Below are 14,955 nucleotides of genomic sequence, written 5' to 3' on the forward strand. Positions count from 1 at the left end.
CTTTCACGACAGTTTTTACTTCTTGCTGAACAATCGTTCTAATTTCCTCTTTCACAATAGTTTTTACTTCTTCTCTTATAACTGTTCTCATTAACTCTGCTAATTTTTTTTCATCCATTTATGACCTCCAGGATAAAAACTTTGCCACCTATAATATCAAATTAAAATTGTTGACATCAAGTTTTAATTTTTGTAATTCCATCCTTGAATATCCTGCAAAAATTTCTGAAAAAATTGAATTATTCGTTAAAACAGGATCTATGTCATCAGAAATAACCCCGGCTTTTACAAGCTCATGCCAGTAATAGGTTCCTCTGATTGGTGAAAACTCTGTTAAATGAATCCTTACTTTTAATTTTTTAAGAAACTCTACTCCGGCTTTCACCTCTTCAAGACTTTGCCTGGGAAGTCCATACATTATATAAACTCCTATTTCCTGAGAAAGAAAACCCGCTTCTTTAAGATATAAAACTGCTCTTTCAAGTTCTTCACATGTAACCTTTCCTCCGGTTTCAATCTGCCTTTTTATATTAACTGTCTCAAGGCTTAATCTTAATGTCTTAAATCCAGCTTTTTTCATCAAATAAGCAAGTTCTTTATCAATATAGCGGGCATGAAGTCCATTGGGAGTGTGAAATCTTGCCTGTAAATTTTTTTCAAGTAGTTTTCCAATCAGAGGCTTTATATGAGTATCAGCTTTGTATAATAGAGCATCATCATAAAAAGCAAAATCTCTTACTCCAAGGTTGTATAGTCCTTCAATTTCATCAACCACTTCATCTATATTCCTTTGTTCAAAGGATTTATATAACAAGGAAGAAGCACAATAAGGGCATCTAAAAGGACATCCTGTTGAAGTTAAAATCGGCGCATAAGGCATTTCTTTGTAAAAGTTCATCTGCCACCAATATTTTGGCTTATTGTTTATTCTTTCAAGCTTTAATCCGAAGTATTCAATTACTTTAATTAATTTGTCATCTATCTGTCCTTCATAAATAAAGTCAGCATTTGTATTTTTTTCTGCATGTTCTTTGTAAACAGTAGCATAAATTCCTCCAAGAATAATTGGAATGTCTTTGAATTTTTCTCTTAGAATTTCTATAACTTCCTTTACTCCGTACCACCAGTAAGCCATAATAGAAGTAACTAAGATAAGGTCAACAGAGCCAGCAAAGCTCAATTTTTCAATGAATTCTTCTCTGGTGCATCCATATCTTCTATATTTTTTAGGTATATTTTTTAAAATTTCGGGTTTTTCAATAAGCTCTGTCTTATACTTTCCTGTTCCATATTTTTTTACTTTAAAGGAATCACAGCAGTCTATCAAGAAAAGTTCAACATCAAATTGACTAAGGAATTCAGCTACTTTTAGCAATCCAATTGGTCTTGCCCAGAAATTATAGGCAGCAAAGTCATAAATCCAGGGATTTACAAGAAGACACCTTAGTCTCATGCAAGTTTTCTAAAAACAACAATAAATCCTGTGTGAGCAACCATTCTTAATGCTGGTCTTAGGCTTAATCCCTCTTTTTCCCATTTTCTCTCAAGAATTTCAAATATGCCGATTTTATGAAGTGTTTGATAAAAGTTTTTTTCAAATTCTTCCATCAAACTATATATTTGCAAAACTGTTGTCAGGTAGCATCCCAGAATTCCACCAGTTTTTAAAGCATTCACCACCTTATCAAGAAAAAGCCATGGTTCTGTTAGGTCAAGAATTGCTCTATCAAAGTCTGATTCTTCTATTCCTTCAGCAATGTCTTTATTTAAAAGAATTAATTGCCCTGTAGTCTCATTTCCAATGAATTTTTCAATATTTATCTTTGCGTTTTCATAAAAATCCTGTCTTTTTTCATATGAGACAACTTTGCCTTTTTCTCCAACTGCTCTTAAAAGATAAAGAGTTAAGGCTCCAGAGCCTGTTCCAGCCTCAAATACTTTTGCTCCAGGAAAAACATCAAGAAGAGTGATAATTCTTGAAATATCTTTTGGATATATTATTTGAGCTCCTCTTTTCATTTTAAGAATGTATTCTTCAAGGGTAGGGCGAAAAACAGTTAAAGTTTCGCCATGAGATGATTTAATTTTAATTCCATCAGGCTTACCGATTATTTCATTGAAAGAAACATTACCCTTATGAAATGAAAAAAAAGCGTCTTTTTTTAATTTGACAAGATATTTTCTTTCCTTTGAATCTATCAGAATAGCTAAATCACTTTCTTTGAATACTGACAAGCTGACCTCCAATAAAAAAGCGGGCGACGGGATTCGAACCCGCGACCTTCAGCTTGGGAAGCTGACACTCTCCCGCTGAGTTACGCCCGCAAAGGTATATAGTTTTTTATATCATCATGGATGAAAATATGTCAACTTTTGAAAATTTTTGGTAAAATATAAAAATGGAAGTTGAATCGCTAAAAAAATCAGTTTTTATCAGTCCTACATTTGGAAATCTTTCATTTCAGCAGGTTTTTGAAAAAATAATTGAGTTTGTAAAGGAACAGCCAGACAGACAATACAATTTGATAGTAGGAAGCGATTCTTTTCCTGGAGAAGAGACTGTATTTGTAACTGCAATAATAATTCATAGAAAAGGTTCTGGTGGAAGATATTTTTATAGAAAAATAAAGCATGAAAAAGTGGATAGTTTAAAGTTGAGAATTTTTACTGAAGCCTCACTCAGCCTTGAAGTGGCAGAGGCTTTAAAAAAGAAACTATCGGAAAATGGAGTTTCAAGATTACCTGTTGAGATTCATCTTGATGTAGGAAAAAATGGAGCAACAAGAAGTATTGTTAAAGAACTAATTAAGATGATTGTTGGTTCAGGATACATTGCTGTAACAAAACCTGATTCTTTTGGTGCCACAAAAGTAGCAGACAGGCATACAAATTAAAGCCGGGAATGGGATTTGAACCCACGACCAGTCGATTACGAATCGACTGCTCTACCGCTGAGCTATCCCGGCATATTTATATCTTATCAAACTCTTCTTTAAAGTATCGATAACTGTCTTCATCAAAAAGGCAGAATTCTACAATTTCCACAGTTGTATTCTGATTTTTTAGATATTCTAACACTGTTTGAATTAAAATCTTTGCAACCATATCTTTGGGACATCCATATATTCCAGAGCTTATTGCAGGGAAGGATATGCTTTTTAATTTATATTCATTGGCAAGCCTGAGACTGCTTAATACCGCATTTCTGAGTTTTTCTTCTTCGTTGCCTTCACCCCATTTTGGTCCAACAGCATGAATAATATATTTTGCTTTTAAAGAACCAGCAGTGGTTATTGCTGCAGAACCTGTTGGTACAAAGCCAATTCTGTCACTTTCTTCTTGTATGATCTGTCCACCTTTTCTGACAATTGCACCAGCTACTCCTCCACCGTGTTTGAGATAATTATTGGCAGCATTAACTATTGCATCTGTATCCCTTTCTGTAATGTCTCCAATAATTATCCGTAATGTTTTTCCATTAATTTTTTTCTCCTGCATCTTTAAGCTTCACCTCTAAAGCATCTAATTAGCAAACTGGAGAGTTTCAAAATTCAATGCGAGAGGAGGGATTTGAACCCTCACGGATCTCTCCACTGGATTCTAAGTCCAGCGCGTCTGCCATTCCGCCACTCTCGCTTATTTTTTATTTTAAAAATTTTTTAAATATTTAATCCAATGTCCTTTCTGTACTGCATGCCTTCAAAGTGAATTAACTCAACAGCGCTATAAGCTTTCTGCCTTGCTTCTTTTATATCTTTTCCTAAGGCAGTAACACCAAGAACTCTTCCTCCATTTGTTACAACTCTTCCGTTTTCATCAAATTTAGTACCTGCATGAAATACAATTACATCTTTTAATCTTTTAACCATTTCAAGACCTTTAATAGGCAGTTCTTTCTTATATTTTCCAGGATATCCTTCTGAGGCAAGAATAACGCATAAAGATGATTTATCTTTCCATTTTACATCTATTTTATTCAACTTTTGCTCTGTTATTGCCATAAAAATATCAACTAAATCAGTTTCAAGCCTTGGCAAAATTACCTGTGTTTCAGGATCACCAAATCGGCAATTAAACTCAAGCACATAGGGTTTGTTATTGACAATCATAAGTCCTGCATAAAGAATGCCTTTATAAACTATTCCTTCAGATTTTAATCCTCTTATTGTTGGCTTAATTATTGTTTCAATGATTTCTTTTTCAAGCTCTGCAGTAATAATTGGATTTGGACTGAATGTTCCCATGCCTCCTGTATTTGGTCCTTCATCATTGTCAAGAAGTCTTTTGTGATCCTTTGATGTAACCATGGGTACTATATTTTTACCATCTGTAAAAACAAGATATGAAGCTTCTTTACCCTGAAGATATTCTTCAATTACCACTTTATCTCCAGCAGAGCCAAAAATTTTTTCTTTCATAATAAGTTTTAATGCCTCAATTGCTTCTTCATACCTATGGCATACAAAAACTCCTTTGCCTGCTGCAAGTCCATTTGCTTTTACAACAATTGGTGTGCCTTTTAGTCTTATATATTCTTCGGCGTGAGTGTAAGAGGTAAAGACTTTATATTCTGCTGTTGGTATTTTATGTCTTTTCATAAATTCCTTTGCAAACACTTTGCTACTTTCAAGTTGAGCAGCTGCTTTTGTTGGACCTATTATTTTTCTTCCCTCTTTCTGAAATGTATCAACAATTCCCTTTGCAAGGGGGTCTTCAGGTCCAACTACTGTAAGATCAATCCACTCATATTTAACAAAGTCAACCAGACCAGAAAGATCTTTGTTCTCAATTTCTATGCATTCTGCCAGATCTGAAATTCCTGCATTTCCAGGCACACAGTAAATTTTATCAACCACTCTTGATTGGGCAAGCTTCCAGACAATGGCATGTTCTCTTCCCCCTGACCCTATAACAAGGACTTTCATCTTCTGTCCTCCTCTGTCTTTTTTACTAACCAGTAAACTATACCCATTATAAGAATAGCAGCTATCAATGAAGTTATAAATTCAATTGTTTCATGTTTTAATGTTGCTATCATCGTCTCTCTTATTACAGTAACAAGAGCAACTCCAACAAAAACACTTATTTTGAATTTTCCTCCTTTAAGATGTGTAATTTCAGTGTTTAAAAGTTCAAGCATAACCCATAGAATAAGAACTGAACCAAGTGCTGTTACGATTGTCTGCTCTAATTTACCTGATAATATTTCATATATATCTTTTCCGCAAAGATAAGTAACAGCAACAGTAATAATGCTCAATCCAACTATTAGCACAAGACTTACAACTTGAGAAAATATCTCACCATATCTTACAAGTTGAATTTTTATTCTGTATGCAGGGGAATAACCTTTTATTTCTTCCTCAAGGTATGCAGAGGTTATAATATCAAGATTTATGTCAAGTATTTTATTAATTGAGATTAAATATTTTTCTCTATTATGTTCCATTTCCTCACAAAGTATATCAACGCAGGCATTTCTTATAATATTTATTGCTCTTGTCATAAAATGAGGATCTACACCAACTTTTTCATGCTTTTGACCAATTCTTATCAGAGTATCGTAAAAGTAGTTATCATATCTACCAGAAAAAAGACTTATAAACCAGGTTCTTACAAGTCTCATTACATGCTTTATTAATGATTCATTTTTAAAAATTCTTTTTGCTGAATCTGTCTGGATGATCCATTGATAGAGAGCTCCTACAACTTTTTCAGCTCTTTTTTCCATAAGAGGCTTAAGTTCTGATAGCCTGGCCTCATCCTCTTTTGTAAAATAATAATTTGCTTTAATTTCTTTAAAAGGTCTCATCTTAGTGTCTGAAATGTCTTATTCCTGTAAATACCATTGCCATACCATATTGGTCTGCTGCATCAATTACTTCCTGATCTCTAACAGAGCCACCTGGCTGAATTATAGCTGTGACTCCATTCTGAGCAAGGACATCAATGTTATCTCTGAATGGGAAGAATCCATCAGATGCAACAACAGTTCCTTTTAATGAACTCAAGGCATGCATGGCACCTATCTTTGCTGAAAATACTCTGCTTGTCTGACCAATGCCAAGCCCCACTGTTCTGTCCTCTCTTGCATAGACAATAGCATTTGATTTTACATGTTTGCAAACCTTCCATGCAAATTTCAAAGCTCGCCATTCATCCTCTGTGGGCTTTCTTTTTGTTACAATCTTAGCCTGAGCAAATTCATCCTCAAGAGTATCCCACTGCTGGACTATGAATCCACCGATAATTCTCTTTAAATCAAAACCTGATGGTTTAATTTTATCAGAAAGAGCTGGAAATTTCAGTAATCTCAGATTTTTCTTTTTTGAAAAAATTTTCAATGATTCTTCATCAAATCCAGGCGCAATAATAACTTCATAAAAAGTTTGAACAATTTCTTCTGCTGTGGTTTTATCTACAACTCTGTTAAAAGCAATTATTCCACCAAAAGCACTTACAGGATCACATTCAAAGGCTCTTTTATAAGCATCCAGAGGATTTTCAGCAATAGCAACTCCGCAGGGGTTATTGTGTTTTACAATTACACAGACAGGTTCTTCAAATTCCGAAGCTAAAAGCACTGCTGAATGAGTGTCAAGATAGTTATTAAAGGACATTTCTTTGCCCTGTAATACTTCTGCATCTATCAATGATGGTGTTTCATTCAATGCATAAAGTGCAGCTTTCTGATGAGGATTTTCTCCGTATCTCAATGTTTGCACCATTCTTAATAGCAATATCCAGTCTTCTCTAAAACCTGAAGGTTGAGTGTTGAAGGCTGAAGAGCTGATTTTATCAAAATAATCAGCAATTAAGGCATCATATCTTGCCGTGTGAGAAAAGACCTTCTTTGCAAGTTCAAATCTTTTCTCAATAGAAACTTCTCCCTTTTTAAGATCCTCAATTATGGAAGGATAATCATCAGGGTCAACAATAACTATCACATCTTTGTAGTTTTTAGCAGCAGCCCTCAGAAGGGTAGGTCCGCCAATGTCAATGTTTTCTATTGCTTCTTCTAAAAATTGCTGAAGGCTCAGTGCTGAAGGCTGAAGTAAATGTTTTTTTGTAACAGATTCAAATGGATAGAGATTGACAACAACTATGTCAATAGGTTTAATTCCAAGCTTTTCCATTGAATCTATGTCATTTTTATTGTCCCTTCTTGCAAGTATTCCACCGTGAATAAGTGGATGAAGGGTTTTTACCCTTCCATCCATAATTTCAGGAAATCCTGTATACTCTGAGACATCTATTACATTTATATTAGCTTCCCTTAAAATTTTTGCCGTTCCACCTGTGGAAATAATCTCCACCCCAAGCTGAACAAGTTCCTTTGCAAAATCTATTAATCCCCTTTTGTCAGATACACTTATTAATGCTCTTTTTATCACTCGAGCACCTCCCTGTGGTATTCCTGTATTGATTTTACTTTAATTTTACTTTCTTTAAGCCTTTTTATGGCTTTAATAATTGCGTTAGCTCCTGAAATGGTTGTGGTGTAAGGAATTTTATATTGCAATGCTCCTCTTCTTATATACATTGAGTCCTTTTGAGCTTGCTTTCCAAAAACCGTGTTTATTATAAAATGAATCTGTCTGTTTTTTATTAAATCAAGGACATGGGGACGACCCTCTTGAAGTTTATTTATAGTTTCTACATTTAATCCCCTTTCTTTCAAAAATCTGGCAGTTCCACGAGTGGCAATCACTGTAAAACCAAGTTCTATAAACTCCTTTGCAATAGGAACAACAAGAGCTTTATCTTTATCCTTAACACTTATAAATACTTTTCCACTTAAAGGAATTTTACCCATTGCACTCATCTGAGCCTTGGCATAAGCAAGTCCAAAGTCTTCATCTATTCCCATTACTTCACCAGTTGATTTCATCTCAGGACCGAGAATAACATCCACTTCAGGGAATTTATCAAATGGAAAGATCGCCTCTTTCACTGTAACATAGGGCATTTTTATATGACTTGTAAGTCCAAGTTCCTTTAATGTTTTGCCAACCATAATCTTTGATGCCATTGCTGCAAGAGGAATTCCGATGCTTTTGCTGACATAGGGAATTGTTCTTGACGCACGGGGATTTACTTCTAAAACATAAACCTCTCCATCTTTTACAGCATACTGAACATTCATCAATCCTTTTACTTCAAGTTCCTTTGCAATTGAAATGGTTTCTTCTTTAATTTTTTCAATTATCTCTTCTGGAAGACTGTAAGGAGGAAGTGAGCAAGCAGAGTCTCCAGAATGAATTCCTGCTTCTTCAATGTGCTGCATTATACCTGCCACAATCACATCAACTCCATCGGAGATTGCATCAACATCCACCTCAATGGCATCTTCAAGATATCTATCAATTAGCACTGGATGGTCTTCTGAGGCTTTTACTGCCTCTCTCATATATCTACGCAATGATTCTTCATCATAAACAATCTCCATAGCTCTTCCACCAAGCACATATGATGGTCTTACAAGAATGGGATATCCAAGTTCATTTGCTATTCTTAAAGCTTCTTCAAGGGATATGGCTGTTCCACTTGGAGGCTGTTTTAGATTTAATTTATCCACCAACTCTTTAAATCTTTTTCTGTCTTCAGCTCTGTCGATGGCATCAGCCTTTGTTCCAAGAATATTTACACCATGAGCTTCAAGAGCCTTTGCAAGTTTTAAAGGAGTCTGACCTCCGAATTGCAGTATCACTCCAAGAGGTCTTTCTCTTTCAATAATATGTAAAACATCCTCGAGTGTTAGTGGTTCAAAATAAAGTCTGTCTGAAGTATCATAATCAGTGCTCACTGTCTCTGGATTACAGTTTATCATTATTGTTTCGTATCCAAGCTCTTTTAAACCAAAAACTGCATGAACACAGCAGTAGTCAAACTCAATTCCCTGTCCGATTCTATTGGGTCCTGAACCAAGAATTATTACTTTATTTTTATTTTCAGTAGGAGGAGCATCAGCATCTACTATGGTTTGGTTTTTAAAGGTAGTGGCTTCAGGTTGAAGACGATAAAATTCTTTTTCATAGCATGAATACATATAGGGAGTATAGGCTACAAACTCTGCTGCACAGGTATCAACAAGTTTGTATACTGGTTTAATTTTAAGGTTTGCTCTTAATTGCCTTATTTCTTCTTCTTTTTTTTCAGTAAGCATTGCTATTCTTTTGTCAGAAATGCCGTTTTGTTTGGCTTCAAAGAGAAGATCATGGTTTAATTCTTTAGTTTTCAGTCTGTTCTCAATCTCTAAGATTTCTTTTATGTTGTTTAAAAACCATGGGTCAATACCGCTCAATTCATATATCTCCTTTATACTGAATCCTCTACGAAGAGCCTCTGCTAAGTACCAAATCCTTTCAGCATTAGGATTTTTAATTCTCCATCTTATTTCATCATCAGAAGCATTGAGTTCCTCAAATCCGTATGAGCCAATCTCAAGGGAACGAATTGCCTTTCCAAGTGCTTCTTTAAATGTCCTTCCTATTGCCATTACTTCTCCAACTGATTTCATCTGGGTTGTAAGCACAGGATTTGCCTCTGGAAATTTTTCAAAAGTAAATCTTGGAATTTTAACAACCACATAATCAAGGGTAGGTTCAAAGCTTGCAGGTGTTATTCTTGTTATGTCATTGGGAATTTCATCCAGTGTGTATCCAATAGCAAGTTTTGCCGCAATTTTTGCAATTGGAAATCCTGTTGCCTTACTTGCTAAAGCAGAACTCCGGGATACTCTTGGATTCATCTCTATTATACACATTCTTCCATTTTCAGGATTTACTGCAAACTGAATGTTGCTTCCACCTGTGTCAACGCCTATCTCTCTTATTGCTTTAATGGCACTGTCACGCATAACTTGATATTCTCTGTCTGTTAGAGTCTGTGCCGGGGCAACAGTGATGGAGTCTCCTGTATGAACACCCATGGGATCAAAGTTCTCAATTGAGCAGATTATAACAACATTGTCTGCTCTATCTCTCATTACCTCAAGCTCATACTCTTTCCATCCAAGAAGACTTTCTTCTACAAGAACCTGACTAATAGGACTCAGCTTAAGCGCTCTTTCAAGAAGTTCTTTAAACTCTTCTATGTTGTATGCGATTCCTCCTCCAGTTCCACCCAGAGTAAAAGCAGGCCTTAAAATTGCAGGAAAACCTATCCATTCAATTAGTTCAAGTCCTTCTTTTAAATTATGAACTGTTGCTGAGCGAGGGACATCAAGCCCTATTTTTGTCATTGCCTGTTTAAAAAGTTCTCTGTCCTCTGCTTTTTTTATAGCCTGTAGATTTGCTCCAATAAGCTCAACAGAGTATTTATCAAGGATTCCTGCCTCTCCAAGCTCTACGGCAAGATTTAATGCAGTCTGGCCACCCAATGTGGGAAGCAAAGCATCAGGTCTTTCCTTCTCTATAATTAATTCAAGGATTTCTGCAGTCAAAGGTTCAATGTAAGTAGCATCAGCCATTGAAGGGTCTGTCATAATTGTTGCGGGATTAGAATTTACGAGCACTACTTCGTAGCCTTCCTGCTTTAAAGCTTTACAGGCTTGAGCACCAGAGTAATCAAATTCACAAGCTTGACCAATTATTATTGGACCAGAACCGATAATCATTATTTTTTTAATATCTGTTTTCTTTGGCATATTATTTCAGAAGCTCCTCTAATCCTTTCAATCTTTCTTTTTCCCTTTGAAGGGCAAGTGTTTTTTCATAAAGTTTTTTTATTTTTTTGTCCTTTAACATTTCCTGAGTTATTTGACAAGAGCTGATACCAAGTTTTTTCTCAAGTTTTTTGATTTCCTTTTCATAGGCATTTATGTAATCTTTGCAGATATTTATCTCACGCATGGTAGAAATGAATATTTCATCATATTTTACAGGCATACATACCTCACGATGTTTTTACGATTTCCATAAATCTTTCAAATACATCAAGGGCATCATTTGGTCCTGGTCCTGCTTCAGGATGATGCTGAACCGAGAAAATTGGATACTCCACATGCTCCATTCCTTCTTCTGTTCCATCATAAAGGTTTTTATGAGTCAGCCTTACCTGATCTTTAAGACTTGCAATATCAACACAGTAGTTGTGATTTTGAGCTGTAATGGAAATTCTTCCTGTTTTTAAGTCCTTTACTGGATGATTGCCTCCATGATGACCGAATTTAAGTTTGTATGTCCTTCCTCCCAGAGCAAGTCCTAAAAGCTGATGACCAAGACAGATTCCGAATAGAGGTTTTTTTCCTATAATTTTTTTAACATTTTCCAATGCGTAAGAGAGAATTTGAGGGTCTCCAGGACCATTGCTTAACATCACACATGAAGGATTCATCTCAAGAACATATTCAGCAGGTGTTTTTCCGGGGACAACATAGACGGAAAATCCGACTCTTTTTAAATTTCGGAGTATGCTCAGTTTTACTCCATAGTCATAAACCACACACAGAGGTGCCCCCTCTTTATTGAAGTACATGTAAGGCTCTTTACACATCATAGCACTGACATGGTCAATCTCTGAGATATCTGGATGGGCAAGAACTTTTTTATATAAGCTTACAGGATCAAGGTCTTCTGTTGATAAAATTCCCATCTGGGCACCTTTGTCCCTTAGATGTTTTGTCAATGCTCTGGTATCAATTCCCTGAATTCCTACAATGCCATATTTTTTAAGATACTCTTCGAGACTTCGCTCTGCTCTCCAGTTACTTGGATAATCTTTATATTCTCTCACAACAAATCCTTCAACTTTTGGTCCTCCATAAGATTCTACATCTTCATCATTTACTCCGTAATTTCCTATTTGAGTATAGGTCATTACCACAATCTGTCCCTTATATGAAGGATCTGTTAGTATTTCCTGATAACCGGTCATGGATGTATTAAAAACAACTTCTCCAATGGATTCTCCCTCTGCTCCAAAGGAGTATCCTTCAAATACTGTTCCATCTTTTAGAACCAGCATTGCTTTTTTCATTTATCCTCCTGCCACATCTTAAAAACTTTTTTACCTTTTACAGTCATAAGAACCTTTCCTTTAAGTTTCCAGCCTTCAAAAGGAGTATTTTTCCCCATTGAGGCAAATTCATCTTTTTTTACAGTCCATTCTCTGTTTATATCAACAACTATTAAATCTGCCTCTGCTTTTTCTTTGATTCCAGATTTATTTATCTTTAATATCTTTGAGGGATTTAAAGTAAATTTTTCAATTAGTTGTCTTAAAGTTAAAACTTTGTTATGTACCAGTTTAAGGCTCAAAGCTAAAGCTGTTTCAAGCCCTGAAATTCCATTTGCTGCTTCCTGAAAGGGAGTATTTTTATCATCAAGGCTATGCGGTGCATGATCTGTGGCTATTACATCAATTACTCCTTCAATGAGTGCTTCTTTTATTGCTTCTATATCTTGTTCTGTGCGTAATGGAGGATTTACCTTTGCATTGGTATTGTAATCTCTCACTGCCTCTTCAGTAAGAGTAAAGTAATGGGGACAGGTCTCTGCTGTCACAGGCACTCCTTCTTGTTTTGCTCTTTTTATTAACTCAACAGAGCCTTTAGTTGATACATGGGCAATGTGTAAAGGTGAACGAAAGTGTTTGCATAAAATTATATCCCTTGCTACCATAACTTCTTCTGCTGCCTTCGGGATTCCTTTAAGTCCCATATAAAAGGAAAGTTTTCCTTCATTCATTGCTCCATTCTCACTTAAAAATAGATCTTCACAGTGGGATATAATCGGGGCATCTACTGCTTTAGAATACTCAAGAGCTCTTCTCATTATCATTGCATTCATTACAGGCATGCCATCATCTGAGAAAGCAATACAGCCTGCCTGCCTCAGCATTGCCATTTCAGAAAGTTCTTCACCTTTAAGTCTCTTTGTAATGGCTCCTACTGGATACACATCGCAACTACCTTCTTCTTTTGCTTTAGCAAGAATGTAGTATGTAACTTCTGGATTATCATTTACAGGATTAGTATTTGCCATGCAACACACAGAGGTAAAACCACCTTTTACAGCAGCAAGAGTTCCTGTGCGAATGGTTTCTTTGTATTCATAGCCTGGTTCTCTTAAGTGGGTATGCATATCAATGAGACCAGGGAAAACATATAGTTCTCGGGCATCTATTTCTATAATGTCATGCTGAAAGTTTAAGGCTGAAGGCTTTTTTTCATGCTGAAGGTTTAAGGCTGAAGGCTTAAGAATTAATCTAGAAATGATTCCATTTTCAATCAATATATCAGCAATACCTTCTGTGCCAGTAAAGGGGTCAATTATGTAAGCGTTGTAGATTTTAATAATCAACTATACCTCCCTTGGAGTTAAAAGATAAATGACAGCCATTCTCGTAGCAATTCCGTTTGTTACCTGCCTTAGAATTATTGAATGGGGACTGTCTGCTATTTCTGTGGAAATCTCAACTCCTCTGTTCATCGGACCTGGATGCATAATAATTGCGTCATCTTTAATGTATGAGAAAGCATCCTTTTTGACCCCCCAGACATGAAAATACTCTTTTAATGATGGTATAAATGCCGCATTCTGTCTTTCAAGCTGAATCCTGAGAAGCATAACAACATCAGCATCTTTTATACCTTCTTTAAGGTCATAAAAAATTTTCACATTATCAGGTGCATGTTCTGGGATAAGAGTAGGAGGACCAACAAACCTTATCTCAGTGTCAAACTGGCTTAAAAGATAAAGGTTTGAACGGGCAACTCTGCTGTGAATTATATCTCCCACAATGGCGATTTTAAGTCCATCAAGTCTGCCTTTAATCTCAAGAATGCTGAAAGCATCCAGTAATGCCTGAGTGGGATGCTCATTTGTTCCATCTCCTGCATTTATGACAGAGGCTGGCGTATGATTTGCTACAAACTTTGCGGCTCCTGAACAGGAATGTCTTATAACAATATAGTCAACATTGTATGCCTCAATGGTTTTCAATGTATCATAAAGGGTCTCTCCCTTTACAACACTGCTTGTGCTTACAGAAAAATTAAGCACATCAAGGCTTAAGCGTTTTTCTGCCAGTTCAAATGATGTGCGTGTTCTTGTTGATGGTTCAAAGAAGAGATTGATTGCTGTCTTGCCCCTGAGGGTGGGAACTTTTTTGATGTCTCTCTGAAGAACCTCTTTAAAGGCCTTAGCGGCATTGAGGATTTCCTCAATGTCCTGCCTTGAAAGCTCTTTTATTCCTACAAGATCTTTCATTGTTTGATTAATAACACTGAGTCTTTACCCGCAATTTCTTTAAAATTTACCTTTATTTTTTCATCCCTTGAAGTGGGAATATATTTACCTGTGTAATTAGCCATAATTGGAAGTTCTCTGTGCCCTCTATCAATTAGTACAGCAAGCTGTATCTGAGCTGGTCTTCCAAAGTCCATCAATGCATCCATTGCTGCTCTTGTTGATCTTCCTGTGAAAAGCACATCGTCAACGAGAATAACATTTTTGCCCTCTATGCTGAATGGGATATTAGAAGGTTTTATTGGTTTTCGTTTTTTTGAAATATTTATATCATCTCTGTAAAAGGATATATCAAGAATACCTAAGGGCACATCAACACCTTCAGTCTCTTTTATCTTATTTTTGATTCTTTCCGCAAGATATACCCCTCCTGTAACAATTCCTATCAGACAGATATTTTCAGCACCTTTATTCTTCTCCAATATTTCGTGAGTTATCCTTGTAAGAATTCTTTCTATTTCTTGTTCATTGAGAAGTTCTTTTTCCATGCTTTTGTCCTGATTTTCTTTTTTACAATTTCCGAGATAAGTCTTATAGACTCCTTAATCAGATTAAACTCCAAATCAATACATTATACACAATTTTAAAAAATTTTTCTATTAGCCGAATTGCCTCATTTAAAATCTACTTGAAATACCATTCGTTGCCGATTCCTTTTCGCACCCACAAGGGATGCAAGGACAACACGGTGTTAAGAAAAAGG

The 14,955-nt window shown here is 35.8% G+C and carries 13 protein-coding genes and 3 tRNA genes; 1 reads left to right on the forward strand and 15 read right to left on the reverse strand.

Annotation, left to right across the window (positions count from 1 at the left end; genetic code table 11):
- Nucleotides 1-148: 148 nt before the first annotated feature.
- From ACP5O9_RS07930 to ACP5O9_RS07940, 3 genes are all read right to left on the reverse strand, one after another.
- Entirely contained in the window at nt 149-1,453 is a 1,305-nt protein-coding gene (locus ACP5O9_RS07930) for a B12-binding domain-containing radical SAM protein (protein WP_428723793.1), read from the reverse strand.
- Nucleotides 1,450-2,235, reverse strand: a complete 786-nt coding sequence (locus ACP5O9_RS07935; protein WP_353686959.1) for a tRNA (adenine-N1)-methyltransferase — start codon at nt 2,233-2,235, stop codon at nt 1,450-1,452. The genes ACP5O9_RS07930 and ACP5O9_RS07935 overlap by 4 nt, the downstream gene beginning before the upstream one ends.
- Before the next feature lie 18 nt (nt 2,236-2,253).
- A tRNA-Gly gene (locus tag ACP5O9_RS07940) sits at nt 2,254-2,325 on the reverse strand.
- Nucleotides 2,326-2,399: 74 nt separating this feature from the next.
- Here ACP5O9_RS07940 and ACP5O9_RS07945 point away from each other — a divergent pair.
- Nucleotides 2,400-2,894 (forward strand): ribonuclease H-like YkuK family protein, encoded by a 495-nt coding sequence (locus ACP5O9_RS07945; RefSeq protein ID WP_353686960.1) that lies wholly within the window; start codon nt 2,400-2,402, stop codon nt 2,892-2,894.
- Here the strand turns inward: ACP5O9_RS07945 and ACP5O9_RS07950 are convergent.
- From ACP5O9_RS07950 to pyrR, 12 genes are all read right to left on the reverse strand, one after another.
- Nucleotides 2,895-2,966: transfer RNA gene (locus tag ACP5O9_RS07950), tRNA-Thr, on the reverse strand. It abuts the gene before it with no gap.
- Between the two features lie 4 nt (nt 2,967-2,970).
- Nucleotides 2,971-3,498, reverse strand: coding sequence for a macro domain-containing protein (locus ACP5O9_RS07955; RefSeq protein ID WP_424904637.1), 528 nt, complete (start codon nt 3,496-3,498; stop codon nt 2,971-2,973).
- A 57-nt stretch (nt 3,499-3,555) separates the two neighbouring features.
- A tRNA-Leu gene (locus tag ACP5O9_RS07960) sits at nt 3,556-3,636 on the reverse strand.
- A gap of 23 nt (nt 3,637-3,659) precedes the next feature.
- Nucleotides 3,660-4,925 (reverse strand): phosphoribosylamine--glycine ligase, encoded by a 1,266-nt coding sequence (gene purD / locus ACP5O9_RS07965; RefSeq protein WP_424904636.1) that lies wholly within the window; start codon nt 4,923-4,925, stop codon nt 3,660-3,662.
- Nucleotides 4,922-5,812 (reverse strand): protoglobin domain-containing protein, encoded by an 891-nt coding sequence (locus ACP5O9_RS07970; RefSeq protein ID WP_353686963.1) that lies wholly within the window; start codon nt 5,810-5,812, stop codon nt 4,922-4,924. The genes purD and ACP5O9_RS07970 overlap by 4 nt, the downstream gene beginning before the upstream one ends.
- Nucleotide 5,813: 1 nt before the next feature.
- On the reverse strand, nt 5,814-7,394 hold the full coding sequence (purH, locus tag ACP5O9_RS07975; protein WP_428723794.1) for a bifunctional phosphoribosylaminoimidazolecarboxamide formyltransferase/inosine monophosphate cyclohydrolase: 1,581 nt from the start codon (nt 7,392-7,394) through the stop codon (nt 5,814-5,816).
- Nucleotides 7,391-10,648, reverse strand: coding sequence for a carbamoyl-phosphate synthase large subunit (gene carB, locus ACP5O9_RS07980; RefSeq protein ID WP_428723795.1), 3,258 nt, complete (start codon nt 10,646-10,648; stop codon nt 7,391-7,393). Before carB ends, purH begins: the two co-directional genes overlap by 4 nt.
- Nucleotide 10,649: 1 nt before the next feature.
- The gene (locus tag ACP5O9_RS07985) at nt 10,650-10,889 is read right to left on the reverse strand and encodes a hypothetical protein (protein WP_424904632.1); all 240 of its coding nucleotides are present in this window, start codon (nt 10,887-10,889) and stop codon (nt 10,650-10,652) included.
- A 7-nt stretch (nt 10,890-10,896) separates the two neighbouring features.
- Nucleotides 10,897-11,979 (reverse strand): glutamine-hydrolyzing carbamoyl-phosphate synthase small subunit, encoded by a 1,083-nt coding sequence (gene carA, locus ACP5O9_RS07990; protein ID WP_353686967.1) that lies wholly within the window; start codon nt 11,977-11,979, stop codon nt 10,897-10,899.
- Nucleotides 11,976-13,304: a dihydroorotase gene (locus tag ACP5O9_RS07995; RefSeq protein ID WP_353686968.1), complete on the reverse strand. Its 1,329-nt coding sequence runs from the start codon at nt 13,302-13,304 to the stop codon at nt 11,976-11,978. The genes carA and ACP5O9_RS07995 overlap by 4 nt, the downstream gene beginning before the upstream one ends.
- Nucleotides 13,305-14,213 (reverse strand): aspartate carbamoyltransferase catalytic subunit, encoded by a 909-nt coding sequence (locus ACP5O9_RS08000; protein ID WP_353686969.1) that lies wholly within the window; start codon nt 14,211-14,213, stop codon nt 13,305-13,307.
- Nucleotides 14,210-14,740 (reverse strand): bifunctional pyr operon transcriptional regulator/uracil phosphoribosyltransferase PyrR, encoded by a 531-nt coding sequence (pyrR, locus tag ACP5O9_RS08005; RefSeq protein WP_353686970.1) that lies wholly within the window; start codon nt 14,738-14,740, stop codon nt 14,210-14,212. The genes ACP5O9_RS08000 and pyrR overlap by 4 nt, the downstream gene beginning before the upstream one ends.
- Nucleotides 14,741-14,955: the final 215 nt, after the last annotated feature.

This window comes from Thermodesulfovibrio sp., assembly GCF_049969575.1.
GTDB lineage: Bacteria > Nitrospirota > Thermodesulfovibrionia > Thermodesulfovibrionales > Thermodesulfovibrionaceae > Thermodesulfovibrio > Thermodesulfovibrio obliviosus.

Excerpts from the sequence above, each read along its gene's own strand:
- ACP5O9_RS07930 (WP_428723793.1), bottom strand. The coding sequence starts at position 1,453 with ATGAGACTAAGGTGTCTTCTTGTAAATCCCTGGATTTATGACTTTGCT.
- ACP5O9_RS07945 (WP_353686960.1), top strand. The coding sequence starts at position 2,400 with ATGGAAGTTGAATCGCTAAAAAAATCAGTTTTTATCAGTCCTACATTT.
- ACP5O9_RS07955 (WP_424904637.1), bottom strand. The coding sequence starts at position 3,498 with ATGCAGGAGAAAAAAATTAATGGAAAAACATTACGGATAATTATTGGA.
- purD (WP_424904636.1), bottom strand. The coding sequence starts at position 4,925 with ATGAAAGTCCTTGTTATAGGGTCAGGGGGAAGAGAACATGCCATTGTC.
- ACP5O9_RS07970 (WP_353686963.1), bottom strand. The coding sequence starts at position 5,812 with ATGAGACCTTTTAAAGAAATTAAAGCAAATTATTATTTTACAAAAGAG.
- carB (WP_428723795.1), bottom strand. The coding sequence starts at position 10,648 with ATGCCAAAGAAAACAGATATTAAAAAAATAATGATTATCGGTTCTGGT.
- ACP5O9_RS07985 (WP_424904632.1), bottom strand. The coding sequence starts at position 10,889 with ATGCCTGTAAAATATGATGAAATATTCATTTCTACCATGCGTGAGATA.
- carA (WP_353686967.1), bottom strand. The coding sequence starts at position 11,979 with ATGAAAAAAGCAATGCTGGTTCTAAAAGATGGAACAGTATTTGAAGGA.
- ACP5O9_RS08000 (WP_353686969.1), bottom strand. The coding sequence starts at position 14,213 with ATGAAAGATCTTGTAGGAATAAAAGAGCTTTCAAGGCAGGACATTGAG.
- pyrR (WP_353686970.1), bottom strand. The coding sequence starts at position 14,740 with ATGGAAAAAGAACTTCTCAATGAACAAGAAATAGAAAGAATTCTTACA.